The sequence below is a fragment of the Mycobacterium sp. E1214 genome (assembly GCF_001666755.1).
GTDB lineage: Bacteria > Actinomycetota > Actinomycetes > Mycobacteriales > Mycobacteriaceae > Mycobacterium.
In genome coordinates this window covers 61532-85172 of the sequence record NZ_LZJC01000123.1, presented here as the reverse complement: position 1 = coordinate 85172, position 23641 = coordinate 61532, and the positions used below count along the sequence as shown (strand labels likewise).

The 23641-nt window shown below is 70.3% G+C and carries 27 protein-coding genes and 1 tRNA gene; 14 read left to right on the top strand and 14 right to left on the bottom strand.

The window, feature by feature from the left end; all coding sequences use genetic code 11:
- Positions 1-13: 13 nt before the first annotated feature.
- The gene (locus tag A5700_RS17050; RefSeq protein WP_068070449.1) at positions 14-817 is read left to right on the top strand and encodes a hypothetical protein; all 804 of its coding nucleotides are present in this window, start codon (positions 14-16) and stop codon (positions 815-817) included.
- Between the two features lie 10 nt (positions 818-827).
- Here A5700_RS17050 and A5700_RS17045 read toward each other — a convergent pair whose 3' ends face one another.
- A complete protein-coding gene (locus A5700_RS17045; RefSeq protein ID WP_231973806.1) occupies positions 828-1373 on the bottom strand; it encodes a DUF4232 domain-containing protein in 546 nt (181 codons plus the stop codon).
- Positions 1374-1538: 165 nt separating this feature from the next.
- Between A5700_RS17045 and acs the strand changes: the two genes are divergently transcribed.
- Positions 1539-3500: an acetate--CoA ligase gene (gene acs, locus A5700_RS17040; protein ID WP_068070447.1), complete on the top strand. Its 1962-nt coding sequence runs from the start codon at positions 1539-1541 to the stop codon at positions 3498-3500.
- A gap of 1 nt (position 3501) precedes the next feature.
- Here the strand turns inward: acs and A5700_RS17035 are convergent, their stop codons facing one another.
- Complete coding sequence (locus tag A5700_RS17035) at positions 3502-4200, bottom strand: S1 family peptidase (RefSeq protein ID WP_156671257.1); 699 nt, start codon at positions 4198-4200, stop codon at positions 3502-3504.
- Between the two features lie 198 nt (positions 4201-4398).
- Here A5700_RS17035 and A5700_RS17030 point away from each other — a divergent pair, with 198 nt between their 5' ends.
- Together A5700_RS17030 and A5700_RS17025 are read left to right on the top strand one after the other, a co-directional pair.
- Positions 4399-4923: a phage holin family protein gene (locus A5700_RS17030; RefSeq protein ID WP_068074360.1), complete on the top strand. Its 525-nt coding sequence runs from the start codon at positions 4399-4401 to the stop codon at positions 4921-4923.
- Positions 4924-5880 carry an alpha/beta fold hydrolase gene (locus A5700_RS17025; protein WP_068074362.1) on the top strand — a complete coding sequence of 319 codons (957 nt, stop codon included), beginning with the start codon at positions 4924-4926 and terminating at the stop codon, positions 5878-5880.
- A gap of 7 nt (positions 5881-5887) precedes the next feature.
- Here A5700_RS17025 and marP read toward each other — a convergent pair whose 3' ends face one another.
- The 4 genes from marP to nth are packed head-to-tail and all read right to left on the bottom strand — an operon-like array spanning position 5888 to position 9292.
- Positions 5888-7081: an acid resistance serine protease MarP gene (marP, locus tag A5700_RS17020; RefSeq protein ID WP_156671268.1), complete on the bottom strand. Its 1194-nt coding sequence runs from the start codon at positions 7079-7081 to the stop codon at positions 5888-5890.
- A gap of 5 nt (positions 7082-7086) precedes the next feature.
- Positions 7087-7893 carry a CoA pyrophosphatase gene (locus tag A5700_RS17015; protein WP_068074406.1) on the bottom strand — a complete coding sequence of 269 codons (807 nt, stop codon included), beginning with the start codon at positions 7891-7893 and terminating at the stop codon, positions 7087-7089.
- A gap of 30 nt (positions 7894-7923) precedes the next feature.
- A complete protein-coding gene (locus tag A5700_RS17010) occupies positions 7924-8574 on the bottom strand; it encodes a TlpA disulfide reductase family protein (protein ID WP_068074364.1) in 651 nt (216 codons plus the stop codon).
- 37 nt (positions 8575-8611) lie between these two features.
- The gene (gene nth, locus A5700_RS17005; protein WP_156671267.1) at positions 8612-9292 is read right to left on the bottom strand and encodes an endonuclease III; all 681 of its coding nucleotides are present in this window, start codon (positions 9290-9292) and stop codon (positions 8612-8614) included.
- A gap of 188 nt (positions 9293-9480) precedes the next feature.
- Here nth and A5700_RS17000 point away from each other — a divergent pair, with 188 nt between their 5' ends.
- Positions 9481-9861 (top strand): hypothetical protein, encoded by a 381-nt coding sequence (locus tag A5700_RS17000; protein WP_068074365.1) that lies wholly within the window; start codon positions 9481-9483, stop codon positions 9859-9861.
- A 105-nt stretch (positions 9862-9966) separates the two neighbouring features.
- Entirely contained in the window at positions 9967-10641 is a 675-nt protein-coding gene (crp, locus tag A5700_RS16995) for a cAMP-activated global transcriptional regulator CRP (protein WP_044508824.1), read from the top strand.
- A gap of 122 nt (positions 10642-10763) precedes the next feature.
- Here crp and A5700_RS16990 read toward each other — a convergent pair whose 3' ends face one another.
- The 3 genes from A5700_RS16990 to A5700_RS26150 are packed head-to-tail and all read right to left on the bottom strand — an operon-like array spanning position 10764 to position 12178.
- Complete coding sequence (locus A5700_RS16990; RefSeq protein WP_068074366.1) at positions 10764-11555, bottom strand: MBL fold metallo-hydrolase; 792 nt, start codon at positions 11553-11555, stop codon at positions 10764-10766.
- A 5-nt stretch (positions 11556-11560) separates the two neighbouring features.
- A complete protein-coding gene (locus A5700_RS16985; RefSeq protein WP_068074368.1) occupies positions 11561-12016 on the bottom strand; it encodes a RidA family protein in 456 nt (151 codons plus the stop codon).
- A complete protein-coding gene (locus A5700_RS26150) occupies positions 12017-12178 on the bottom strand; it encodes a DUF4177 domain-containing protein (protein ID WP_156671256.1) in 162 nt (53 codons plus the stop codon). It abuts the gene before it with no gap.
- A 74-nt stretch (positions 12179-12252) separates the two neighbouring features.
- On the opposite strand from A5700_RS26150, the gene A5700_RS16980 reads away from it, so the two are divergent.
- On the top strand, positions 12253-13278 hold the full coding sequence (locus tag A5700_RS16980; protein ID WP_068074371.1) for an ArsA family ATPase: 1026 nt from the start codon (positions 12253-12255) through the stop codon (positions 13276-13278).
- A complete protein-coding gene (locus tag A5700_RS16975) occupies positions 13275-14414 on the top strand; it encodes an ArsA family ATPase (protein WP_068074373.1) in 1140 nt (379 codons plus the stop codon). Before A5700_RS16980 ends, A5700_RS16975 begins: the two co-directional genes overlap by 4 nt.
- Positions 14415-14475: 61 nt before the next feature.
- Here A5700_RS16975 and A5700_RS16970 read toward each other — a convergent pair whose 3' ends face one another.
- Positions 14476-14826 carry a WhiB family transcriptional regulator gene (locus tag A5700_RS16970; protein ID WP_068074374.1) on the bottom strand — a complete coding sequence of 117 codons (351 nt, stop codon included), beginning with the start codon at positions 14824-14826 and terminating at the stop codon, positions 14476-14478.
- Positions 14827-15189: 363 nt separating this feature from the next.
- Here A5700_RS16970 and ponA2 point away from each other — a divergent pair, with 363 nt between their 5' ends.
- The 5 genes from ponA2 to A5700_RS16945 all read left to right on the top strand — a co-directional run bounded on the left by ponA2 (position 15190) and on the right by A5700_RS16945 (position 20907).
- Positions 15190-17619: a transglycosylase/D,D-transpeptidase PonA2 gene (gene ponA2 / locus A5700_RS16965; protein ID WP_068074375.1), complete on the top strand. Its 2430-nt coding sequence runs from the start codon at positions 15190-15192 to the stop codon at positions 17617-17619.
- Positions 17620-17686: 67 nt separating this feature from the next.
- The gene (locus A5700_RS16960) at positions 17687-18646 is read left to right on the top strand and encodes a metallophosphoesterase (protein ID WP_068074376.1); all 960 of its coding nucleotides are present in this window, start codon (positions 17687-17689) and stop codon (positions 18644-18646) included.
- The gene (locus A5700_RS16955) at positions 18643-19758 is read left to right on the top strand and encodes a PLP-dependent cysteine synthase family protein (protein ID WP_068074377.1); all 1116 of its coding nucleotides are present in this window, start codon (positions 18643-18645) and stop codon (positions 19756-19758) included. Before A5700_RS16960 ends, A5700_RS16955 begins: the two co-directional genes overlap by 4 nt.
- 60 nt (positions 19759-19818) lie before the next feature.
- Positions 19819-19892, top strand: a tRNA-Pro gene (locus A5700_RS16950).
- Between the two features lie 319 nt (positions 19893-20211).
- The gene (locus A5700_RS16945) at positions 20212-20907 is read left to right on the top strand and encodes a GAF and ANTAR domain-containing protein (RefSeq protein WP_068074379.1); all 696 of its coding nucleotides are present in this window, start codon (positions 20212-20214) and stop codon (positions 20905-20907) included.
- Here the strand turns inward: A5700_RS16945 and A5700_RS16940 are convergent.
- From A5700_RS16940 to A5700_RS16925, 4 genes are all read right to left on the bottom strand, one after another.
- Entirely contained in the window at positions 20904-21533 is a 630-nt protein-coding gene (locus tag A5700_RS16940) for a restriction endonuclease (RefSeq protein ID WP_082960660.1), read from the bottom strand. The two genes, A5700_RS16945 and A5700_RS16940, sit on opposite strands and share 4 nt — an antisense overlap.
- A gap of 103 nt (positions 21534-21636) precedes the next feature.
- A complete protein-coding gene (locus tag A5700_RS16935) occupies positions 21637-21939 on the bottom strand; it encodes a DUF4193 domain-containing protein (RefSeq protein WP_068074381.1) in 303 nt (100 codons plus the stop codon).
- A gap of 145 nt (positions 21940-22084) precedes the next feature.
- Positions 22085-22393 (bottom strand): hypothetical protein, encoded by a 309-nt coding sequence (locus A5700_RS16930; protein WP_082960661.1) that lies wholly within the window; start codon positions 22391-22393, stop codon positions 22085-22087.
- A gap of 84 nt (positions 22394-22477) precedes the next feature.
- On the bottom strand, positions 22478-22795 hold the full coding sequence (locus A5700_RS16925; protein WP_068074383.1) for a hypothetical protein: 318 nt from the start codon (positions 22793-22795) through the stop codon (positions 22478-22480).
- A gap of 154 nt (positions 22796-22949) precedes the next feature.
- On the opposite strand from A5700_RS16925, the gene A5700_RS16920 reads away from it, so the two are divergent.
- Complete coding sequence (locus tag A5700_RS16920; protein ID WP_068074385.1) at positions 22950-23630, top strand: HAD family hydrolase; 681 nt, start codon at positions 22950-22952, stop codon at positions 23628-23630.
- The last annotated feature ends 11 nt before the right edge of the window (positions 23631-23641 follow it).

Sequence of the window (23641 nt, the reverse complement as noted above, 5' to 3'; positions counted from 1 at the left end):
TTAGGATCCGGCCGTGCACGTCGCATACCTGGCCTCGACCGATTCCACCGCCGAACTCGCCGGCCGGTTGATGTTCACGATCGGCCTGCCCGCCATCGGCCTGGTGTGCCTGATCATCGGCTTGGTGGAGCGTTCCCGTAGCCGTCGACGTTCCGCTGCGCTGCCGCCGCCGTACCAGGCCGGTTACCCGTACCCGCCGGCGCCGCCCCCCGGATATCCGGGCGCATATTCCTATCCCGGTTATCCGCCGCCGCGGCCACCGGCGAGCAAGACGGCCGGCGCGCTGATCACCGTCGGCATCGTCCTGCTGGGGCTGGGCGGTTTGGATATCCTCAGCCGCGCGGCCACCGCCCTGTCCAAGCACCGGACCGCGCCCGCGACCGGCGCGGCAGCGACGACCGCCGGCCCCCAGATCGGTCAGTGCTTCAGCGAATTCGAGGTCGGCGCGGGCAAGCTCGACTCGCCCACCAGTTGCGCGGATCCCGTGGCCACCTACGAGCTGGCCGCCAAGGTCGGGCCGTCGGCGAGCTGCCCTGACGGCAAGCGGGACGGCTCGGTCTATGCGCGCCTGCGCAACGATTCCGCCACACTGTGTTTCGCGGCGAACTTCATCCAGGGCCGGTGCTACCTGCAGACCGAGGCAAGCAAGACGACGACGTGGACACCGGCCGATTGCGGCCAAGCCCAGTACCGAAAGTTCACCGTCGAACGCCGCGTCGACGGCAGCACGGACACCACGCAATGCCCGCCGGAAACCCACGACATCGCCTACCCGGTGCCCCCGCGCGTCTACTGCCTGGCGCGTTCGGACTCCTGACGGCGCCTTATCAGCCGACAGTGAGCGGGTGCACCTGCAATTCGCACGCGTCGATGGTGGCGGCCACGGTCAGCACGACCATGGTGTCGGGCGGATTCACCTGCAGGCTCGTGTAGCTCGGGCACGGGTTGCCGGCCGCGTCCACCGCCATCCCCTCCACGACGGCCTGCCCCTGCGTGGAGAGGGACAGCAGGACGGTGGGGGGCACGTCGACGCCGTTCGGCAAGCCACCGAGGTAGCCGCGCGGCGTGGGCTTGGCCTCGATCAGCGGGCCGCCGGCGCCGGACTCCACCGACGGGTAGCCGGTGAGCGTGCACGGTTCGGCGCCGCCGGCCAGGGTGAACAACAGAGTCAGCGAGCGGTGGCCGACCGCGGCCTGGGTGGGTGAGGCGGCCACCGCGATCTGCTCCGAGCGGCACGGCACGGCCTGGTCGCCGCTCTCGAACGGCAGGGCCCAGGCGGGCGACGCCCACGCGCAGCCGGCCGCCGAAACCGTTGCGGCCGCGGCGAAGCTGAGGGTGCATCGGCGGGCGCGGCGCCCGCAAGGTCCCGCCACACCGGTGATTATGCGCCATCCGGGCGGCTGTCACGTCCGTTTGTAGGAGGCTTATCGGCCTAGCCCAACCGTCCGATTCCTGCCGCATCGTCACGGGACTAGGCTCTCTAGGCGGTCCCCCCGTCGGCCCCCGACCGGCCCAGTCTCGACCCAGGAGAGAAGCCCGTGACCGCCACCGACCACGCAGGTTCGTCGTCGTATCCCCCCGCCCCGGAGTTCGTCGCACAGGCCAACGCCACGGAGGATCTCTACCGCGCGGCCGAGAAGGACCGGCTCGCCTTCTGGGCCGAGCAGGCCAACCGACTGTCGTGGGCGACGCCGTTCACCGAGGTGCTCGATTGGTCGCAGGCGCCCTTTGCCAAGTGGTTCGCCGACGGCAAGCTCAACGTCGCCTACAACTGCGTGGACCGCCACGTAGAGGCGGGGCTCGGCGACCGCGTGGCCATCCATTGGGAGGGTGAACCCGCGGGCGACAGCCGCAACCTCACCTACGCCGAGCTGCAGGCCGAGGTGTCGAAGGCGGCCAACGCGCTGGCCGGGCTCGGCCTGGTCGCCGGCGACCGGGTCGCCATCTACCTGCCGTTGATCCCCGAAGCGGTAATCGCGATGCTGGCCTGCGCGCGGCTGGGCGTCATGCACAGCGTGGTGTTCGCCGGCTTCACCGCCAAGGCGCTGCAGGCCCGCATCGCCGACGCCCAGGCCAAATTGCTGATCACCAGCGACGGCCAGTTCCGCCGCGGCAAGCCGGCACCGTTGAAGAACGCGGCCGACGAGGCCGTCCAGCCCGGCCCGGACGGTGACAGCCCCGTCGAGCACGTGCTTGTGGTGCGCCGCACCGGAACCGACGTGTCGTGGAACGACGACCGCGACCTGTGGTGGCACGACGTGGTAGGCAACGCCTCCCCCGACCACACGCCCGAGCCGTTCGACGCCGAGCAGCCGCTGTTCCTGCTTTACACCTCGGGCACCACCGGCAAGCCCAAGGGCATCGTGCACACCAGCGGCGGCTACCTGACCCACGCCTCCTACACGCACTACTACGTCTTCGACATCAAGGCCGAGACCGACGTCTTCTGGTGCACCGCCGACATCGGCTGGGTCACCGGTCACACCTACGGCGTCTACGGCCCGCTGTCCAACGGCGTCACCGAGGTGCTCTACGAGGGCACGCCCGACTCCCCGAGCCAGCACCGCCACTTCGAGATCATCGAAAAGTACGGCGTCACAATCTATTACACCGCGCCGACGCTGATCCGCACGTTCATGAAGTGGGGACGGGAGATACCCGACGCCCACGACCTGTCCAGCCTGCGGCTGCTGGGCTCCGTCGGCGAACCGATCAACCCCGAGGCGTGGCGCTGGTACCGCAGGGTGATCGGCGCGGACACGCTGCCGATCGTCGACACCTGGTGGCAGACCGAGACGGGCGGCACCATGATCTCGCCGCTGCCGGGAGTCGCCGCGGCCAAACCGGGTTCGGCGATGACGCCCCTGCCGGGTGTCTCGGCCAAGATCGTCGACGACCACGGCGAGCAGCTACCCCCGGGCAACAGCAAGGGTGAGCACGCCACCGGCTACCTGGTGCTCGACCAGCCGTGGCCGTCGATGCTGCGCGGCATCTGGGGCGACCCGGACCGCTACGTCGAGACCTACTGGTCGCGGTTCGCCGAGCAAGGCTGGTATTTCGCCGGGGACAGCGCCTATTACGACGCCGACGGTGCCATCTGGGTGGTCGGCCGCATCGACGACGTGATGAACGTGTCGGGCCACCGGCTCTCCACCGCGGAGGTGGAGTCCGCCCTGGTGGGGCACGCCGCCGTGGCCGAGGCCGCCGTGGTGGGCGCGACCGACGAAACGACCGGGCAGGCGATCTGCGCGTTCGTGGTGCTGCGCGCCGAGTACCAGGTGCACGACGGCATCGTCGACGAGCTGCGCGTCGAGGTGGCGCGGGAGATCTCACCGATCGCCCGGCCCCGCGAGGTGCACGTGGTGCCCGAGCTGCCGAAGACCCGCAGCGGCAAGATCATGCGCCGGCTGCTGCGCGACATCGCCGAGAACCGGGAGCTGGGCGACACGTCGACGCTGCTGGACCCCGGCGTGTTCGACGCGATCCGGTCCGCGAAGTAGGTCAGACCGGCAGCGGCGAAAAGCCGGTGCCAGGACGGTGTTTGGCGTTGATGTCGGCCACGGCGGCGCTGAACGACATCACCACGGCCGGCGTGTGCAGCGGAATGTATTTGATGACGCATGTCGGCAGGTTGTCGCTGAACGCGCCGTGAATCATGCCCACCAGCAGGTTGTTGACCGTGACGGGCGCGCCCGAGTCACCCGGCTGGCCGCAGACCTGCATCACGATGGTCCCCGGGTCCTGGCCGGGCCCCCAGGTGACGCCGCAGGAGTTGCCGGTGGTGCGGCCCTGCTTGCAGGCGATCTGGCCGAAGGCCGGATCGGGGCCGACGCCGGCGATCAGGAAGCCGTTGTAGTTGGAGACCGGCGTGACCTTGGCCGGGTCGAACTTGATGACGGCGTAGTCGAGATTGTCGTTGCCGGCCACCATGGTGCCCAGGGTCCCGGCGTTCTCGGCCCCCTCGGCGGCGACCTGAGCCCCCGGCGCGCCGCAGTGCGCGGACGTGAAGCCGATGAGGTCGCCGGCGGTGTCGTGGCCGATGGTGGTGAGGGTGCACATGGTGTCACCGTTGATGACGATGCCGGCACCGCCGCCCATCGGAACGCGGACGTCGGCGGCGGCGGCGCGGGGATGCGATCCCGCGAGCGCCACCAGCGCGGCCACCATTGCAGCCGCAAAACACCGGTGCGCAGCCCGCACAGCACCTCCCCTTAGGTAGGCCGGACATCTGACCGGCCCGGCCAGTCTAGTCCGCGCGAGTGTCGCGCTCGCCGGGTCGAAAACGACGGCCGCGCGCACCCGCCGGGCTTCGTCGGCTGGCCTCGTCTGCCGTCGCGGCACATGGCAACATGAACCGCGACGGCAGCGCGCCGGGGGAATGACGAAAGAGGACCGTCTGTGAGCAAAGGTGATGGCAAGAACGGTGTGCCCAACACCCTGACCACCATTCCGTTGACCGATCCGCACGCCACGGCCGCCGAACCGTCGATCGGTGCCCTGATCAAGGACGCGTCGGCCCAGGTGTCGACCCTGGTGCGCGCCGAGGTGGAGCTGGCCCGCGCCGAAATCACCCGCGACGTCAAAAAAGGCCTCACGGGCAGCGTCTTCTTCATCGCGGCTCTGGTGGTGCTGTTCTACTCCACCTTCTTTTTCTTCTTCTTCCTCGCCGAGCTGCTCGACACCTGGCTGTGGCGGTGGGCGTCGTACCTCATCGTGTTCGGGATCATGGTGGTCGTCGGCGCGCTGCTGGGCCTGTTGGGCTTCCTCAAGGTGCGCCGCATCCGGGGGCCCCGCGAGACCATCGAGTCGGTGAAGGAGACCCGTAGCGCCCTGACGCCGGGGCACGACAAGGCCCCCGGCCGCCAGCTCACCGAGCACCGGCCGGGGCAGGACCAGCCCGCCGGCGACCCGTCGGGGTGGTAGATGGCGCCGCCGGATCCGTCGGTCACCCGCATCGACGGGCCGTGGCGGCATCTGGACGTGCACGCCAACGGCATCCGCTTCCACGTCGTGGAGGGGTTGCCCAGCGTCGGTGACGCCGCGGCGCCGCCGACCGCGCGACCGCTGGTGATGCTGCTGCACGGCTTCGGGTCGTTCTGGTGGTCGTGGCGCCACCAGCTGCGCGGCCTCACCGGCGCGCGGGTGGTCGCGGTCGACCTGCGCGGGTACGGCGGCAGCGACAAACCGCCCCGGGGCTACGACGGCTGGACGCTGGCCGGTGACGCCGCCGGGCTCATCCGCGCGCTCGGCCATTCCTCGGCGACCCTGGTGGGCCACGCCGACGGCGGGCTGGCCTGCTGGGCGACCGCCCTGCTGCACGCCCGGCTGGTGTCGGCCATCGCGCTGATCAGCTCCCCGCACCCGGCGGCGTTGCGGCGCTCCACGCTGACCCGGCGCGACCAGGGCTACGCGCTGCTGCCCACCTTGCTGCGCTACCAGGTGCCGTTGTGGCCCGAACGCGCGCTGACCCGCGACGACGCCGCCGAGATCGAGCGCCTCGTCCGCAGCCGCAGCTGCGCCAAATGGGTTGCCTCCGAGGACTTTTCCGAGACCATCGGTCACTTGCGGACGGCGATCCAGATCCCCGGCGCGGCGCACTGCGCGCTGGAATACCAGCGCTGGGCCGTGCGCAGCCAGCTGCGCGGCGAAGGCCACCGCTTCATCCGGTCGATGCAGCAGCAGCTCAGCGTGCCCCTGCTACACCTGCGCGGCGACACCGACCCGTACGTGCTGGCCGACCCGGTCGACCGCACCCAGCGGTTCGCACCCCACGGGCGTTACGTATCCGTCGCCGGCGCAGGGCATTACAGCCACGAAGAGGCTCCCGATGAGATCAACCGGCAGCTGACGAGGTTCCTGCGGCACGTGCACGGCACGTGAGGCGGCCTCAGCCGACGCAGGATCCGGTGCCCACCTGCTGCGTGTCGCCGATCTTGGCCATCTGACTGGCCACTTCGTCGGCGGTCAGCACGAACCCGGTGTCGGGGTCGTCGACCGCCGCGCCGAACACCACGCCCAGCACGTGGCCATTCAGGTCGATCAGCGGTCCCCCCGAATTGCCTTGCTCCACATTGGCTCTGATCGTGTAGACGTCGCGGGTGACCGGCGCCGGGTCCCGGTAGATGTCCGGCCCGCTGAGCTTGATCAGCTCGCGGATCCGCGCGGGCGTCGCGGTGAAGTTGCCGCCACCGGGATAGCCGAGCACCACTACGCTGGCGCCGGTTTTCGCCTCGGCCTGCGCGAACGCCAACGGCGGCGGCGGCAGGTTGGGCACCGCCAGGATGGCGATGTCGACCGCCGGGTCGTAGGACACCACGGTGGCGTCCAGCGGGTTGCCGCTGGCGTAGATCTGGACGCTGTTGGAGCCCGCGACCACGTGCGCGTTGGTCATCACCCGGTCCGGCGCGATCACGAATCCGGTGCCTTCCAACACTTTCTGGCAGCTGGGCGCCAGGCTGCGCACCTTGACGACGCTGGGCGCGGTGGACACCACCACGGGATTGTTGGCCAGCGCGGGATCCGGGGACGCCACCGGGATCACCGGGGTGCGGCTGAACGGCTCCAGCACCGCCGGCAGACCCGAGGTGTTGAGCAGCGCGGACAGCCGCTTGGGCACTGTCTTCAGCCAGGGCGGCGCCGCCTCGTTGACGCGGGCCAGCACGCGCGAGCCGCGGACCGCCGCCGCCAGCTCGGGTTGGTCCTTCGACTGGGTCAGCGGCGTCGCCAGCAGCCACGCGGCCGTCAACACCACGACGAGCTGCACCCCCACCCCGATCACCGAGTCGACCGAGCGGATGGCGCGGCTGTGGATCGCGCCGCGCACGGCGCGGCCCAGCACCACGCCGGCGACCTCCCCGATGACGACCAGCGCCAGGATCAAGAACAGCGCCGCGAACAGCTTCGCGCGCGGCGCGGCGATGTGGCTGACGATGTGGGGCGCCAGCAGCACGCCCGCGATGGCGCCCAGCAGCACGCCGATGAACGAGAACAGCGAACCCAGCGCGCCCGATCGCCACCCCGAGACCGCCGCGATGAAGGCGACCGACAGGACGGCGATGTCCAGCCACTGCGACGGGGTCATCGAGTTCATCGCGAGTCCCCCGGCGGGTCGAGAAGCGCCATGGCCGTGTCCAACTCGCGCATGTCGGAGGTGTCCCACGGCTGCGCCCACCCGGCGACGTCGAGGAGCGCGGAGATCACCTGCCCGGTGAACCCCCACACCAGCATCTCGTTCAGCAGGAACGCGGGACCGGCCCAGCGGCGGCCCAGGTCGCCGCGGTACACCATCAGCCGGTTGGCCGGATTGACGAACGCCCGCACCGGAACCCGTGCGACGAGCGCCGTCTCGGCGGTGTTGACGACGGCCACCGGGCCGGGATCCGGCGAATACGCCAGCACCGGGACGACGTGAAACTGCGACGGCGCGATGAACATCGGGTCCAGCACCGCCAGGGGATGCAGCCGGCCGACGTCGATCCCGGTCTCCTCCCGGGCCTCGCGCAGCGCCGTCGCCACCGGGCCGTCGTCGGTGGGGTCGGCGGCGCCGCCGGGAAACGCCGCCTGCCCGGCGTGGTGGCGCAACGTGGCCGCCCGCACCGTGACCAGCAGGTCGGCGTCGTCGGGAAGCCCGCCGTCGGCAGGGCCGGACTCCCGGCCCGAAAACAGCACCAACACGGCCGCCTGGCGGGTTCCGCGGACCGCGGAGAGCGCCGCCGTGGCCGTCGAGGTGATCATGGCCAGGACATCCGCAGGCAGCCGCCGGCGGTACGCGTCGGGGATGGCGGCGACGTTGTCGACGAGCGGGCGCAGCCACGCGGGGCTGGCGTCAGGCGTCAGCGGAACGGTCCCGCTCGCGGGGTCACCGTTCCGCAGGGACGAACCCCCAGCACTCACCGGCCGCTCCAGTCGGTTCAACTTCTCCGCTTATCCCCTGTCGTTTCCGACCGCGGCCGCGATCTCGTCGGCGCTGTCGAAAGCCCGCGGCAGCGTCTGCGCAACGCTACCGTCCGACCGCAGAACCACCGTCGCGGGCATCACGTTGACCACCCGCAGCGCGGCCGCGATGCGGCGCCGGCCGTCCTGCACAGTGGGCAGCCGGACGCCGAGCTCGGCCAGCCGCAGCAGCGCGGCCGTCTCGTTCTCGTCCTGGTGCACAGTCACCACCAGCACGTCCGGGCCCGCCCGCCGTTGATACTCGGCCATCGCGGGCAATTCGGCGGCGCACGGCGCGCACCAGTAGACCCAGAAGTTGAGCAGCACCGTGCGCCCCGCCAGCGCCCGGGCGATGTCTAAGTCCGCGCCGTCGGCGGCGCACTCGGCCGTCACGCCGCGCAGCGCGCCCGGCCCGGGGCCCTGGCCGAGCGGGCAGGGCGGCAGCTGGGCCCGCGCTCGCGGGCCGGCGAGGGCGGCGGGCGTGTCGGCGTCGCGGTGCTCCCGGTCCGACATCGCCGGGCCGCCGCTGCCGGCCGTGCCGGGTGCGTCGTCGCGCAGTTGCGCCGTCAGCGCCGCGATCAGCGCCACCACCACGGCGACGACCGCGATGTGCCAGCGCGCCCGGCGCGTCAGCGTCGGCATCGCGATCCCCGTGCGCTCTCGTGCTCGCCGGACCGGCTCAGAGCCCGGCCAGGGCGAGCAGATGCTCGGTCTCCGGCCCCCGGACCAGCGGCGCGGCCAGCAGCGGATCGGTGGGGCCGAGGCCGAAGGACGGGCAGTCCTTCTTGATCAGGCAGACTCCGCACGCGGGCTTGCGCGAGTGGCACACGCGGCGGCCGTGGAAGATCACGCGGTGGCTCAGCAGCGTCCACTCGCTGCGCTCGATGAGCTCGCCCACCGCGTGCTCGATCTTCACCGGGTCCGTCTCGGCGGTCCAGTGCCACCGCGACACCAGCCGGGAGAAGTGGGTGTCGACGGTGATGCCGGGAATGTCAAAAGCGTTGCCCAGCACCACGTTGGCCGTTTTGCGGCCCACACCGGGCAGCGTCACCAGCTCCTCGATGGTGGCCGGCACCTCGCCGCCGAACCTCTCGACGAGCGCCTGGCCCAGCCCGATCAACGACGTCGTCTTGGCGCGGAAGAACCCGGTGGGCCGAATCAGTTCCTCGAGTTCGGCGCGGTCGGCCTGCGCGTAATCAAGCGCCGTCCGGTACCGCTTGAACAATGCGGGCGTCGTCAAATTCACCCGCTTGTCGGTGCTCTGCGCGGAAAGAATTGTGGCGACGGTGAGCTCCAGCGGAGTGGTGAAATCGAGTTCGCAGTGCGCGTCCGGAAATGCCTGCGCCAATGCGCGATTCATGCGGCGCGCCCGGCGCACCAAGCCCACCCGCGTTTCCTCGGACTGGCGGCGCGCGACGGTCCCGTCGGGCGTGGCCGGCTTCGACTTCGAGCGCCCGGAGGATTTTGCCGCTGTCACTCTCGACAGAGTACTGATTTCGTGATCTCGCCGAGACCCGGTGTTGATTCAAGACCCTGTTTACTCTCCTTGTGTCGTGGTTGCTGGTGGCGTGCGTCCCTTGGCTGCTGATGCTCGCCGCGCTCTGGCTGGGCCGGCTGGAGAGGGAGCTCGCGCGGCAGCCGGTCGCGACGCCGCCGGCCAGGGAGCTGACCGGGCGGCCTGACGCCGCCAACATGCGCGCACTGGCCTCCCCGGGCGCCCCGGACCCGCTGGTGCGCCTGCACCGGCACCCCGCGGAGCGTCGTCCCGAGCCGGTCCCGACGGGCCGCCAGACCGCGCCTCGGCACGCCGTGCCCGCGTTTGCTGTGGGATTGGCCGACCGCGACGAGTGGACTTTGCCGACGCGAATTCACGGACACTCGCACGGCAATCCGCAATTTAGGGCAACTCGACACGTCAATCGTGTGTAGCGTTGGCTCGTCGGGCACGACGGGCATTCCTCTAGACTCGTCAGGCGAGCAAGGGGTTAACCTGCCCCTATCACACTGATTTTTCGACATAGCTGAAGAGGCAACGTGGACGAGATCCTGGCAAGGGCAGGAATCTTCCAAGGGGTTGAGCCGGGCGCGGTCGCCGCACTGACCAAGCAGCTGCAACCCGTCGATTTCCCCCGCGGGCACACCGTGTTCGCCGAAGGGGAACCGGGCGATCGGCTGTACATCATCGTCTCGGGGAAGGTCAAGATCGGTCGCCGCTCGCCCGACGGGCGGGAGAACCTGCTGACCATCATGGGCCCGTCGGACATGTTCGGCGAGCTGTCGATCTTCGACCCGGGCCCGCGGACCTCCAGCGCCACCACCATCACCGAGGTGCGGGCGGTGTCGATGGACCGCGACGCGCTGCGGGCGTGGATCGCCGACCGCCCCGAGATCGCCGAGCAGTTGCTGCGGGTGTTGGCCCGCCGCCTGCGCCGGACCAACAACAACCTCGCCGACCTCATCTTCACCGACGTGCCGGGGCGCGTGGCCAAGCAGCTGCTGCAGCTGGCCCAGCGGTTCGGGACCCAGGAGGGCGGGGCGATGCGCGTGACGCACGACCTGACCCAGGAGGAGATCGCCCAGCTCGTGGGTGCGTCCCGGGAGACGGTGAACAAGGCCCTGGCCGACTTCGCCCACCGCGGGTGGATCCGCCTGGAGGGCAAGAGCGTGCTGATCTCGGACTCCGAGCGCCTGGCCCGCCGAGCCAGGTGAGCGCCGGGCGCTGAGGGCCCGCTCCGCGAGGCCGTTGGCGCGAGCGTAAGCACGCTGCGGCAGTTGGCCCCGTATCCCGCGGTGCGCTTACGCTCGCGGACACGCCGGGGGCTTGGACCGCGCTAGCGGCGCAGGTAGTCCAGCTGCGCCTGCACGGACCATTCGGCCGCGTCCCACAGCTTCTCGTCGACGTCGGCATAGACGTGCTCGACGACCTGGCGGACCGTGGCGTCGTCGCCGATGTCCCGCAACGCCGAGCGCACCTGCTCCAGGCGCTCCTGCCGGTGCGCCAAGTAGCCCGCCGCGACGGCGGCCAGGTCCGGCAGGTCGGGGCCGTGGCCGGGCAGCACCGTGCGCGCGCCCAGGCCGCGCAGCCGCCGCAGCGACTCGAGGTAGTCGGCCAGGCCGCCGTCCTCCTTGTCGATCACGGTGGTGCCGCGGCCGAGGATCGTGTCGGCGGTCAGCACCGCGTCGTCGAGCAGGAACGACAGCGAGTCGGCGGTGTGGCCGGGCGTCGACATGACCTTGATCCGCAACCCGGCGGCGTCGATCACCTCGCCGTCGACCAGCTCACCGCCGAGCCCCCGCAGGAACCCGCTGCCCGCGGACCGCACCGTCGCCCCGGTCGCGTCGACGAGCTTGTCGATGCCGTCGGTGTGATCGCCGTGCCGGTGGCTGATCAACACCAGCGCGATGCGGCCCAGCGCGGCGACCCGCGTGATGTGCTCGTCGTCGTCGGGGCCCGGGTCGACGACGACGAGCTCGGCGCTGCCCGGCCCGCGCAGCACCCAGGTGTTGGTGCCCTCGAGCGTCATCAGGCCGGGGTTGTCGGCCAGCAGGACCGACGCAGTCTCGGTGACCGCCCGCAACCTTCCGTATGCGGGGTGGGTCGGCGACTCGACTGCCTCGGTCACGGCCGTCAGCCGACCTCCACGATCAGTTCGACTTCGACCGGGGCGTCCAGCGGCAGCTCGGACACGCCGACCGCCGACCGCGCATGCGCGCCCCGCTCGCCGAACACCTCACCGAGCAGCTCGGAGGCCCCGTTGACGACCCCCGGCTGGCCGTTGAAGCCGGGGGCGGAGGCGACGAACCCGACCACCTTGACCACCCGGGTCACCGCGTCGATGCCCACCAGCGAGTGCACGGCCGCCAAAGCGTTGAGCGCGCAGATCCGCGCCAGCGCCCGGGCCTGCTCCGGGTTCACCTCGGCCCCGACCTTGCCGGTCGCCGCCAGCACGCCGGCTTGCATCGGCAGCTGCCCCGCGGTGTAGACGAGGTTGCCGGTCCGCACGGCCGGCACGTAGGAGGCGAGCGGTGCCACCACGTCGGGCAGCGTGATCCCGAGCTCCTCGAGCCGGGCGGAGACGCTCATCTACTTGGGGCGCTTGAGGTAGGCGACGTGCTGCTCGCCGGTCGGACCGGGCAGCACCGCCACCAGCTCCCACCCGTCGGCGCCCCACTGGTCGAGAATCTGCTTGGTCGCGTGCGTCAGCAACGGAACCGTGGCGTACTCCCATGCGATCGGTTGGCTCATGTCGCGAGCTTATCGGTCGCCTGCCATCGGCTCTGGTCAGGCCAAGCGGCCCGGCATGGTGGAGCTAGCATGCGATAGTGGCAACCTCATCGAGCGGCGGTAGCTCCGTCGGCTGGCCGGCGCGCTTGGCGAAAGCCCGCCTGCACTTCGTGACCGGCAAGGGCGGCACGGGCAAGTCGACGATCGCGGCCGCGCTGGCACTGACCCTCGCGGCCGGGGGCCGCAAAGTCCTTCTCGTGGAAGTCGAAGGGCGCCAAGGCATTGCGCAGTTGTTCGACGTTCCGCCGCTGCCGTACGAAGAGGTGAAGATCGCGACCGCCGAACGCGGCGGGCAGGTCAACGCCCTGGCGATCGACATCGAGGCCGCCTTCCTGGAGTACCTCGACATGTTCTACAACCTCGGCATCGCGGGCCGGGCGATGCGCCGCATCGGCGCCATCGAGTTCGCCACGACCATCGCGCCGGGCCTGCGCGACGTGCTGCTCACCGGCAAGATCAAGGAGTCGGTGGTGCGGGTGAACAAGGGGGCCAAGACCCCGGTCTACGACGCGGTGGTGGTCGACGCCCCGCCCACGGGGCGGATCGCCCGCTTCCTCGACGTCACCAAGGCCGTCTCGGACCTGGCCAAGGGCGGGCCCGTGCACTCGCAGGCCGAGGGCGTGGTCAGGTTGCTGCACTCCGAGCAGACGGCCATCCACCTGGTCACGCTGCTCGAGGCGTTGCCGGTGCAGGAGACGCTGGAGGCCATCGAGGAGTTGGCCGAGATGCAGCTGCCAATCGGCAGCGTGATCGTCAACCGCAATATCGCCTCCTACCTGCAACCCGCGGACCTCGCCAAGGCCGCCGAGGGGCACGTGGACGCGGACTCGCTGCGCACCGAGTTGCAGAAGGTTGGAATCACGTTGGGCGACAACGACTTCGCGGGCCTGCTGACCGAAACCATCGAACACGCAACGGTGATCGCGGCGCGCGCCGCGACGGCGCAGCAGCTCGACGCGTTGCAGGTGCCCCGCCTGGAGCTGCCGGCGATCTCCGACGGCGTGGACCTCGGCAGTCTCTACGAATTGTCCGAATCGCTTGCGCAGCAGGGAGTTCGATGAGCACGACGGCGCGCCGACTCGAGATGGGCGCCATCCTGGCCGACACGGCCAACCGGGTGGTGGTGTGCTGCGGCGCCGGCGGGGTGGGCAAGACCACCACCGCCGCGGCGATGGCCTTGCGGGCGGCCGAACTCGGCCGCAACGTCTGCGTGCTGACCATCGACCCGGCCAAGCGGCTGGCGCAAGCGCTGGGTGTCAACGACCTCGGCAACACGCCGCAGCGGGTGCCGCTGGCGCCCGAGGTGCCCGGCGAGCTGCACGCGATGATGCTCGACATGCGGCGCACGTTCGACGAGATGGTGGTCCAGTATTCGGGACCCGGTCGCGCACAAGCGATTCTGGACAACCAGTTCTATCAGACCGTCGCGAGTTCCCTGGCGGGCACGCAGGAGTACATGGCGATGGAGAAGCTCGGCCAGCTGCTGGCCGAGGATCGCTGGGACCTGGTGGTGGTCGACACGCCGCCGTCGCGCAACGCCCTGGATTTCCTGGACGCACCCAAACGACTGGGCAGCTTCATGGACAGCCGGTTGTGGCGCCTGCTGCTCGCGCCCGGCCGCGGTATCGGCCGATTGGTCACCGGCGCAATGGGATTGGCAATGAAGGCGATGTCGACGATTCTCGGTTCACAGATGTTGGGCGACGCGGCGGCCTTCGTGCAGTCGCTGGACGCCACCTTCGGCGGCTTCCGGGAGAAGGCCGACCGCACCTACGCGCTGCTCAAACGGCGGGGCACCCAGTTCGTCGTGGTGTCGGCGGCTGAGCCCGACGCGCTGCGCGAGGCATCCTTTTTCGTCGACCGGCTGTCGCAGGAAGGGATGCCACTGGCCGGGCTGGTGCTCAACCGCACGCACCCGACGCTGTGCGCGCTGCCGGCCGAACGCGCGATCGACGGCAGCGAAGTGCTGGAGGGCGAGGCGGAATCGGAGGCGGCCGCCCTGGCCGCGGCGGTGCTCAAGATCCACGCCGAGCGGGCGCAGACCGCCAAGCGCGAGCTGCGGCTGCTGTCGCGATTCACCGGGGCGAACCCGCACGTGCCGGTGGTCGGTGTGCCGTCGCTGCCGTTCGACGTCTCGGACCTCGACGCGTTGCGGGCCCTGGCCGACCAGATCGCGGGCACCGTCGCCGCCCCCTGAGCGTGAGCGACGGGCCCGCACAACGCGGGCCCGTCGGTGACAGGGAAGGGGCGGTCGGCGGTCAGCCGACGCTGCGGTTGCGCCTCTTGTCGAAGAAGTCTCCCCAGGAGACGACCTCGGGGTGCTGCTTGAGCAGGGCCCGGCGCTGGCGCTCGGTCATGCCACCCCACACGCCGAACTCGACCTTGTTGTCCAGGGCGTCGGCCCCGCACTCCTGCATCACCGGGCAGTGCCGGCAGATCACCGCGGCTTTGCGCTGCGCGGCCCCCCGCACGAAGAGCTCGTCGGGATCGGTGGTCCGGCAGAGCGCCTTGGAGACCCAAGCGATCCGTTCCTCGGAGTCGACGCTGCGAAGTATCCCCTGTGCGGCTGCATTGTTGGTCTTACGCGCCGCCGGCCGTATTGCTGACACGAAAGTGTTCCCTTTCCCTACCGGTCGCTGCTCGCGACCGCCCTCCTCGGGTGCAGATTCGCGTCTGCGATCTACGCCACACTGTGAACTTCGGTGTTACCTGAATCTCACCGTGTGTCTAAGTTAGGTGGTCAGGTGCCAATTGCGCAACAGTCCGATAACTCTTTTTTTGGGACGGCCGTCCCGTCTCGTCCCAGACGATAGATCACATAGTGATCTTGCACACTACGTTTCGTAGCGCTTTAGTGACGCCAGCGCAAATTTATGGGTCCGCCGGGCGGTAAGCCGCAGGTCAATGGATGCGAAAAAACCTGGTGAACGCGCAGCGTGGCGGCGTGACTAGGGGCCGCTACTGTAGTAGCCATGTCAGACCGCCCCCCGGCCGCTCTCACGATCCTGAAGCTTGCGGGGTTCTGTTTATTGGCCAGCGTCGTCGCCACGGCCCTCATGTTCCCGTTCGCCGGTGGATTCGGGCTGGTGTCGAACCGCGCCTCCGAGGTCGTGGCGAACGGATCGGCGCAGCTGCTCGAGGGGGAGATTCCCGCGGTGTCGACGATGGTCGACGCGAAGGGCAACACCATCGCGTGGCTGTATTCCCAGCGCCGTTTCGAGGTGCCCGGCGACAAGATCGCCAACACGATGAAGCTCGCGATCGTGTCGATCGAGGACAAGCGGTTCGCCGAACACAACGGGGTCGACTGGAAGGGCACCCTGACCGGGCTGGCCGGCTACGCCCGCGGCGACGTCGACACCCGCGGCGGTTCGACCATCGAGCAGCAGTACATCAAGAACTACCAGCTGCTGGTGACGGCGAAGACGGACGCCGAGAAGCGTGCGGCCGTCGAGACCACCCCGGCCCGCAAGCTGCGCGAGATCCGCATGGCGCTCACCCTGGACAAGACCTTCACCAAGCCCGAGATCCTGACCCGCTACCTCAACCTGGTGTCCTTCGGCAACGGCTCGTTCGGGGTGCAGGACGCGGCGCAGACCTACTTCGGCATCAACGCCTCGGACCTGAACTGGCAGCAGGCGGCGCTGCTGGCCGGCATGGTGCAGTCGACCAGCGCGCTGAACCCCTACGTCAACCCCGACGGCGCGTTGGCGCGGCGAAACCTGGTGCTCGACACCATGATCCAGAACATCCCGCAGGAGGCCGACGCCCTGCGCGCCGCCAAGGCCACCCCGCTGGGCATCCTGCCGCAGCCCAACGAGCTGCCGCGGGGCTGCATCGCGGCCGGCGACCGCGCCTTCTTCTGCGACTACGTGCAGGAGTACCTGTCCCGCGCCGGGATCAGCAAGGAGCAGGTGGCGCGGGGCGGCTACCTGATCAAGACCACGCTGGACCCGGACGTGCAGATCCCCGTCAAGTCCGCCATCGACAAGTTCGCCAGCCCGACGCTGCCGGGCATCTCGAGCGTGATGAGCGTCATCCAGCCCGGCAAGACGTCGCACAAGGTGATGGCGATGGCCAGCAACCGCACCTACGGCCTCGACGTGGACGCCGGCCAGACGATGCGCCCGCAACCGTTCTCCCTGGTCGGGGACGGGGCCGGCTCGGTGTTCAAGATCTTCACCACGGCGGCCGCGCTGGACATGGGCATGGGCATCAACGCCACCCTCGAGGTGCCCGGGCGCTTCCAGGCCAAGGGCATGGGTAGCGGTGGCGCCAAGGGCTGCCCCAAGGACAACTGGTGCGTCGTCAACGCCGGCAACTACCGCGGGTCGATGAACGTCACCGACGCGCTGGCCACCTCGCCGAACACCGCGTTCGCCAAGCTGATTCAGCAGGTCGGGGTCACCCGCACCGTCGACATGGCCATCAAGCTGGGCCTGCGCTCCTACGCCGATCCCGGCACCGCCCGCGACTACAACCCCGACAGCAACGAGAGCCTGGCCGACTTCGTCAAGCGGCAGAACATCGGCTCCTTCACGCTGGGGCCCATCGAGGTGAACGCGCTGGAGCTCTCCAACGTCGCGGCCACCTTGGGCTCCGGGGGGGTCTGGTGTCCGCCCAATCCCATCGACAAGCTGGTCGACCGGCACGGCAACGAGGTCGCCGTCACCACCGAGACCTGCGATCAGGTGGTGCCCGAGGGCCTGGCGAACACGCTCGCCAACGCGATGAGCAAGGACGCGGTGGGCGGCGGCACGGCGGCCGGCTCGGCCGGTGCGGCGGGCTGGGACCTGCCGGTGTCCGGGAAGACGGGGACCACCGAGGCGCACCGCTCGTCCGGGTTCGTCGGGTTCACCAGCCACTACGCGGCCGCCAACTACATCTACGACGACTCGACCAACCCGACGGACCTGTGCTCGTCGCCGCTGCGTCACTGCGCCGAGGGCGACCTGTACGGCGGTAACGAGCCGGCGCGAACCTGGTTCACCGCGATGAAGCCCATCGCCACCAACTTCGGGCCGGTGCAATTGCCGCCGACCGACCCCCGCTACGTCGACGGTTCGCCCGGGTCGCGGGTGCCCAGTGTGGCGGGCCTGGACGTGGACGCGGCCCGGCTACGCCTGAAGGACGCCGGCTTCCGGGTCGCCGACCAGCCCAACGCCGTCAACAGCAGCGCCAAACAGGGCGAGGTGGTGGGGACCACGCCCGCCGGCAACACCATCCCGGGGTCGATCATCACCATCCAGGTGAGCAACGGCATCCCGCCCGCCCCGCCACCGCCGCCGGACGGGGCGCCGGTGCCGGTCGGCTCGCAGGTCGTCGAGATCCCGGGCCTGCCGCCGATCACCATCCCGCTGCTGGCGCCCCCACCGCCGCCGCCCGGCCAGCCGCCGCCGTAGTTCGGCGACACCGAGATTCGCGCGCCGGGATACACTGCGCGTCCCCCCGCCGCAGTAGGCTGCCAGCATGGCTGACGTTTTGCCCGTTCTGATCCGGACCGGCGCGGCGGCGCTCGGCTCGGCCGTCGCCGGCATCGGGTATGCGGCGATCATCGAGCGCAACGCCTTCGTCCTGCGCGAGATCACGATGCCCGTGTTGACCCCGGGTTCCACCCCGTTGCGGGTGCTGCACCTCAGCGACCTGCACATGCTGCCCGGCCAGCGCCGCAAGCAGGCCTGGCTGCGTGAGCTGTCGAATTGGGAGCCCGACCTGGTGGTCAACACCGGCGACAACCTCGCGCACCCCAAGGCGGTGCCCGCGGTCATCCAGGCGCTGGGCGACCTGCTGTCCCGCCCGGGCGTTTTCGTGTTCGGCAGCAACGACTACTTCGGGCCGCGGCTGAAGAACCCCCTGCATTACGTCACCAACCCGTCGCATCGGGTGCGGGGCGAGCCGCTGCCCTGGCAGGACCTGCGGGCCGCCTTCACCGAGCGCGGCTGGCTCGACCTCACGCACACCCGCCGCGAGTTCGAGGTGGCCGGGCTGCACGTCGCGGCCGCCGGCGTCGACGACCCGCACATCGACCGGGACCGCTACGACGCCATCGCCGGGCCCGCCAGCCCGGCGGCGAACCTGCGCCTGGGTTTGACCCACTCCCCCGAGCCGCGGGTGCTGGACCGCTTCGCCGCGGACGGCTATCAGCTGGTGATGGCCGGCCACACCCACGGCGGGCAGCTGTGCCTGCCCTTCTACGGCGCCCTGGTCACCAACTGCGGGCTGGACCGGTCGCGGGCGAAGGGCCCGTCCCGCTGGGGCGCTCACACGCAGCTGCACGTGTCGGCCGGCATCGGGACGTCGCCGTTCGCGCCGGTGCGGTTCTGCTGCCGGCCCGAGGCGACGCTGCTGACGCTGATCGCCGCCCCGATGGGCGACCGCGACACGGCCAGCGACCTGACGCGTTCGCAGCCGACCGTATCGGTGCGGTGACCGATCAGACCCGCATCGCGAGCCGCAGCGCTTCGCGACGTTGGGCCGACGAGGCCGTCCGGCTGATCCAGGCCGACGCGCGCCGCAGCGCCGACACGCACCTGCTGCGTTACCCGCTGCCGTCGGCGTGGGGCGCGGACGGCAGCGGGGCCGACGTCGCGCTGTACCTCAAGGACGAGACGACGCACATCACCGGCAGCCTCAAGCACCGGTTGGCGCGGTCGCTGTTCCTGTACGCGCTGTGCAACGGCTGGATCGGCGAGGGCACCACGGTGGTCGAGGCGTCGTCGGGGTCGACGGCGGTGTCGGAGGCGTACTTCGCGGCCCTGCTCGGCCTGCCGTTCGTCGCCGTGGTGCCCGCGACGACCAGCCCAACCAAGCTGGCGCTCATCGAAGCCCAGGGTGGCCGTTGCCATTTCGTGCAGAACGCCGGCGAGGTCTACGCCGAGGCCGAGCGGGTCGCGCGGGAGACCGGCGGCCACTACCTCGACCAGTTCACCAATGCCGAGCGGGCCACCGACTGGCGGGGCAACAACAACATCGCCGAGTCGATCTTCTCCCAGATGCGCGACGAGAAGCATCCGGTGCCGGACTGGATCGTGGTGGGGGCGGGCACCGGTGGAACCAGCGCGACGATCGGCCGCTACATCCGTTATCAACGCCACGCGACGCGGCTGTGCGTGGTAGACCCGGAGAACTCCGCGTTCTTCCCCGCCTACGCCGAGGGTCGCGGCGACGTGGTGACGGGCCGCTCGTCGCGCATCGAGGGCATCGGCCGGCCGCGGGTGGAGCCGTCGTTCCTGCCCACCGTGGTCGACCGCATGGTCGCCGTCCCGGACGCGGCGTCGGTCGCCGCCGCGCGCCACGTCAGCGCCGTGCTGGGGCGTCGGGTGGGGCCGTCGACGGGTACCAACGTGTGGGGCGCGTTCGGGCTGCTCGCGGAGATGGTCGCCGACGGCCGCAGCGGCTCGGTGGTCACGCTGCTCGCCGACAGCGGCGACCGCTACAGCGACACCTACTTCGACGACGAGTGGGTGCGAGCGCAGGGCCTGGACCCGGCGGGCCCGGCGGAGGCGCTGGCCGAGTTCGAGCGCTCGTGCCGCTGGCGGTGACGTGGGGGGCGCGATTTGGTCAGCCGGCGGGCCGGTGCGATAGGCTGTCGGAGCTTCAAGCGGGGTGTGGCGCAGCTTGGTAGCGCGCTTCGTTCGGGACGAAGAGGCCGTGGGTTCGAATCCCGCCACCCCGACCCATTAACCGTCGGCGATCGCCGCGCGTGCTGCCGAGAAGTTGTGCCCCGTACCCACCCTCGTCGCCGGGATCTGCACGTGGTGGCGTGCTGTGCGCCGTGCCCCATATCCGCCCGCTCGCTGAATGTTTCGCGGCCGCCGGTGGGATTCCGACGGCGCGATCCGGGCCGATATACTCATCGGCACCGTGGTGCTGAGCACACAGCACTGACATTCGTCGCCGTCCTGGCCACAAGTGAATCGCCTCGCGAGACCGCAGGCTGCTGTTACGGCACGGGTAAGCCTGCAACCGGTCTCGACGCATGAGGGCAACTTTTAGTGACCAATCTTGACGACTTCGATCTGCTCACCGACGTCCTTCGGGCGATCTATTCCGCGGACCTCGCGGACTTCCCCGCGGTGCTCGACCAACTGACCACCGCCTCGACCCGCTGGGTGCCGGGGGCCGAGCAGGCGGGCATCACCGTCACCAGCCGCAAGAACCAGGTCAGCAGCCCGTCGGTCACCGACGACACCGCCCGGTTGCTCGACGAATTCCAGCAGCGCCACCTCGAGGGGCCCTGCGTGCAGGCCGCTTGGACGCGCAAGGCGGTCATCGTCGACGACCTGAGCACCGACACGCGCTGGCCGAAATACCAGGCGGACGCCCTGGCGCAGACGCCGGTGCGCAGCATCGTGTCGTTGCCGATGTTCGCCGACGAGCTGAGCATGGGGGCGCTGAATTTCTACGCCACCCGCCCGCACGCGTTCACCGACGAGTCACGCCGGGTGGCGGCGGCGTTCGCCACCCTGGGGGCCCTGGCGTGGAGCAATGTCGTTCGCACGCAACAGTTCAAGGAGGCCTTGAGCACCCGCGACACCATCGGGCAGGCCAAAGGCATCCTCATGGAGCGTTACGAACTCGACGAGGAGACCGCCTTCAAGACGCTGATCGAGCTGTCGCAGAGCATGAACACCCCACTGCGCGAAGTGGCGCGGCGCATCATCGACGACACCACGCGGCGCTCACCCTAGGCTCGCTCCGCCTCCGTAACGCGTTGCCGCGGCGCCGGTTCGGCGCGCTCGCGCGGGGCGATGGGGGCGGTGCGGGTCCAGCGCGGCAGCTGAGCCCGGCCCACCAGACGGCACCGGTGGGTGGCGGCCAGCTGGCGGGCCGCCTTGGTGAAGTCCTGATTGGTGACGACGACGGTGTGTGTGCAGCCGTGCCGCCGGGCGCCGGAGACCACCTGCTGCACCGCCGCCACGCCGACGGCCTTGGCGAGCCGTTTGCACTGCACCGCGAGGCGGGCGCCATCGCGTTTGGCGACGAGGTCCACGCCGTAGTCTCCGGTGCCGCCGGTCGGGGTCACGCTCCATCCCGCGACGCGCAGCTGCGCCGCGACGTACTCCTCGAATTCGGTACCGGACATCCGATCGATCGCCCGGATGCTCGAGTTCGCGCACTTGAGGTCGCGGCGCCGCGCGGCGTCGACGCGATAGCGGTCGCGCTGGACGCAGAGCCACCACAGCGCGGTCAGCGCCACGGCGAGCCCGACGAGACCGGCGCACAGGCCGGCCGGCACACTGCCCGTGGCGTTCTGGGTGAGATACCACGGCACCGCCAAGCCGATCGGCAGGAGCAAACCCAGCGTCTTGTCCATCGCTTCCCCACGTGGCCTTCGCGCCGATGGCGGACGGGCCCGGAGCTGGGCTCGTCAGGGAGAAGCTAGCCGACGCCACCGACAGCCCGGTGGCGGCGCGGCGTCAGGCGCAGTCGGAGCAGACGGGGTGCCCGGCGCTCTCGCTGTGCAGCCGGCTCCGGTGTTGCACCAGGAAGCAGCTGGAGCAGACGAACTCGTCGGAGCGCTGCGGAATCACCGTGACGGAGAGGTCTTCCCCGGAGAGGTCCGCGTCGGGCAGCTCGAAGAAGGGCACGTCGTTGAGATCCTCGTCGACCACCGCGGTGGCGGGCCCTTGCAGGGTCGGGGCCAGCTCGCGAAGCGAGGTCTTGTCCTGGGGGTCGAGCTCGGAGACACGGCGTGCGTCGTAGTCGCTTGCGGTCGTCATGGGGGGTCCTTCCTGGCGCTGGGCGGGTCAACACACGCTGCTGTAGTCACCCGTGGCGCAGGCAGTACCCCGTTCGGGCGCTTACCACACCCGTCACGAAATAAAAAATGTCGCAGGTGGCGGTGTGCACCCGCGCCGAGCGAGCCTAGGACTGGCCGGGGCTGAACGCCGCCGCGTGATGGGTGCCGTTGTAGGCGTGGCGTTGCGCGCGCGACACCCACGCCATGGCCACCCAGGGCGCGACGACGGCGACAACCAGCGCCACGATGGCCATGCCGGCCTGCGCGGCCAGCAGGGCGAAGACGCCGGTCGCCAGGCCGACGATCCACGTTGCGGCCGCCGCGAGGCCGGGCAACCGGAAGTCCTCGTCGGTGTGCCCACCAAACGCCCGGGGCAACGAGAGAATGTCGTCACTCCCGTTTGCTCCGGGAGTCAGGCTGGGCTGCTGCAACATGGCAGATTTTTACCCTGCCATTACCGCAAGTAAACGTTGCGGTTGCGGTTGGGTCACGGCCGGCGCCGGTTAGCTCAGGCGCCGTCAGCTGGCGGGCGGCGGCGCGGGCTCGTCGGAATGCTCGGCGTGCCAGCGCAGCTCGGCCTGGCGAACCTTGCGGTGGTTGCGGGCCAGCCACGCCGCGCTCGCCGCGGCCACCACCGCGGCCACCGCCACCGCCGTCGACCCCGCCGCGACGTGCCGAGTCGCGAACGCCGCCAGGCCCATCACCAGCGCAGCCGCGGCGACGATGAGGCCGTAGACGCCGGGCGCGTGCGGGCCGTACTTGAACGTTTCGCCGGCGTGGCGGCGGAAAGTGCGTGAGTGGTCGACCGGGTCCCGATTCTCGGTATTCAACTTCACCCCTTGTAGAACCTGTTCTCTAGTGCCGTTCTTGCGGACTCACATCTCGCCGAGCACGGCCGGGGGAGCGCGCCGGTGACTGCCTCAGGCGGTTACCCGTTACGACTTGGGCCAAACGGTGTCAGCGGCCGCCCCCGCGGGTATGCCGCCCCCCATGACTTCGGCCGCCCGCCCCCCCGCCGTCCTGTTCGACGTGGACGGAACGTTGGTGGACTCCAACTACTTGCACGTCCACGCCTGGCAACGCGCCTTCGACGCCGAAGGGCTTGCCGTGTCGGCGTGGCAGGTGCACCGCTGCATCGGGATGGACGGTTCGACGCTGGTGCGGACGCTGTCCAACGACGCGCCGGAGGAGGTGCAGGAGCGGCTGAGTGACGCGCACAGCCGGTTCTACCGCGAGTCGACGCCGCTGTTGAAGCCTTTGCCGGGGGCGCGCGACCTGCTGCGCCGCGTGGCCGACCTCGGATTGCAGGTCGTGCTGGCCACGTCGGCGCCCGACGACGAACTGAAGATCCTGCGCAAGGTCCTCGACAGCGACGACCTCGTCTCCGAGACCACGTCGTCGCAGGACGTCGACACCGCCAAGCCCGCGCCCGGAATCGTGCAGGTCGCGCTGGACCGGGCGGGGGTCGACGCCGACCAGGCCGTCTTCGTCGGGGACGCGGTGTGGGACGCGCACGCCGCGGCGGGGGCGGGCCTGCCGTGCATCGGCGTGCTCAGCGGCGGCATTTCCCGGCAGGAACTGCAGGACTCCGGAGCCACGCCGGTGTTCGCCGACGCCCAGGACCTTCTCGATCACCTGGACTCCACCCGGATCGCGGCGCTGGCGCCCTGAACCTAAGACCG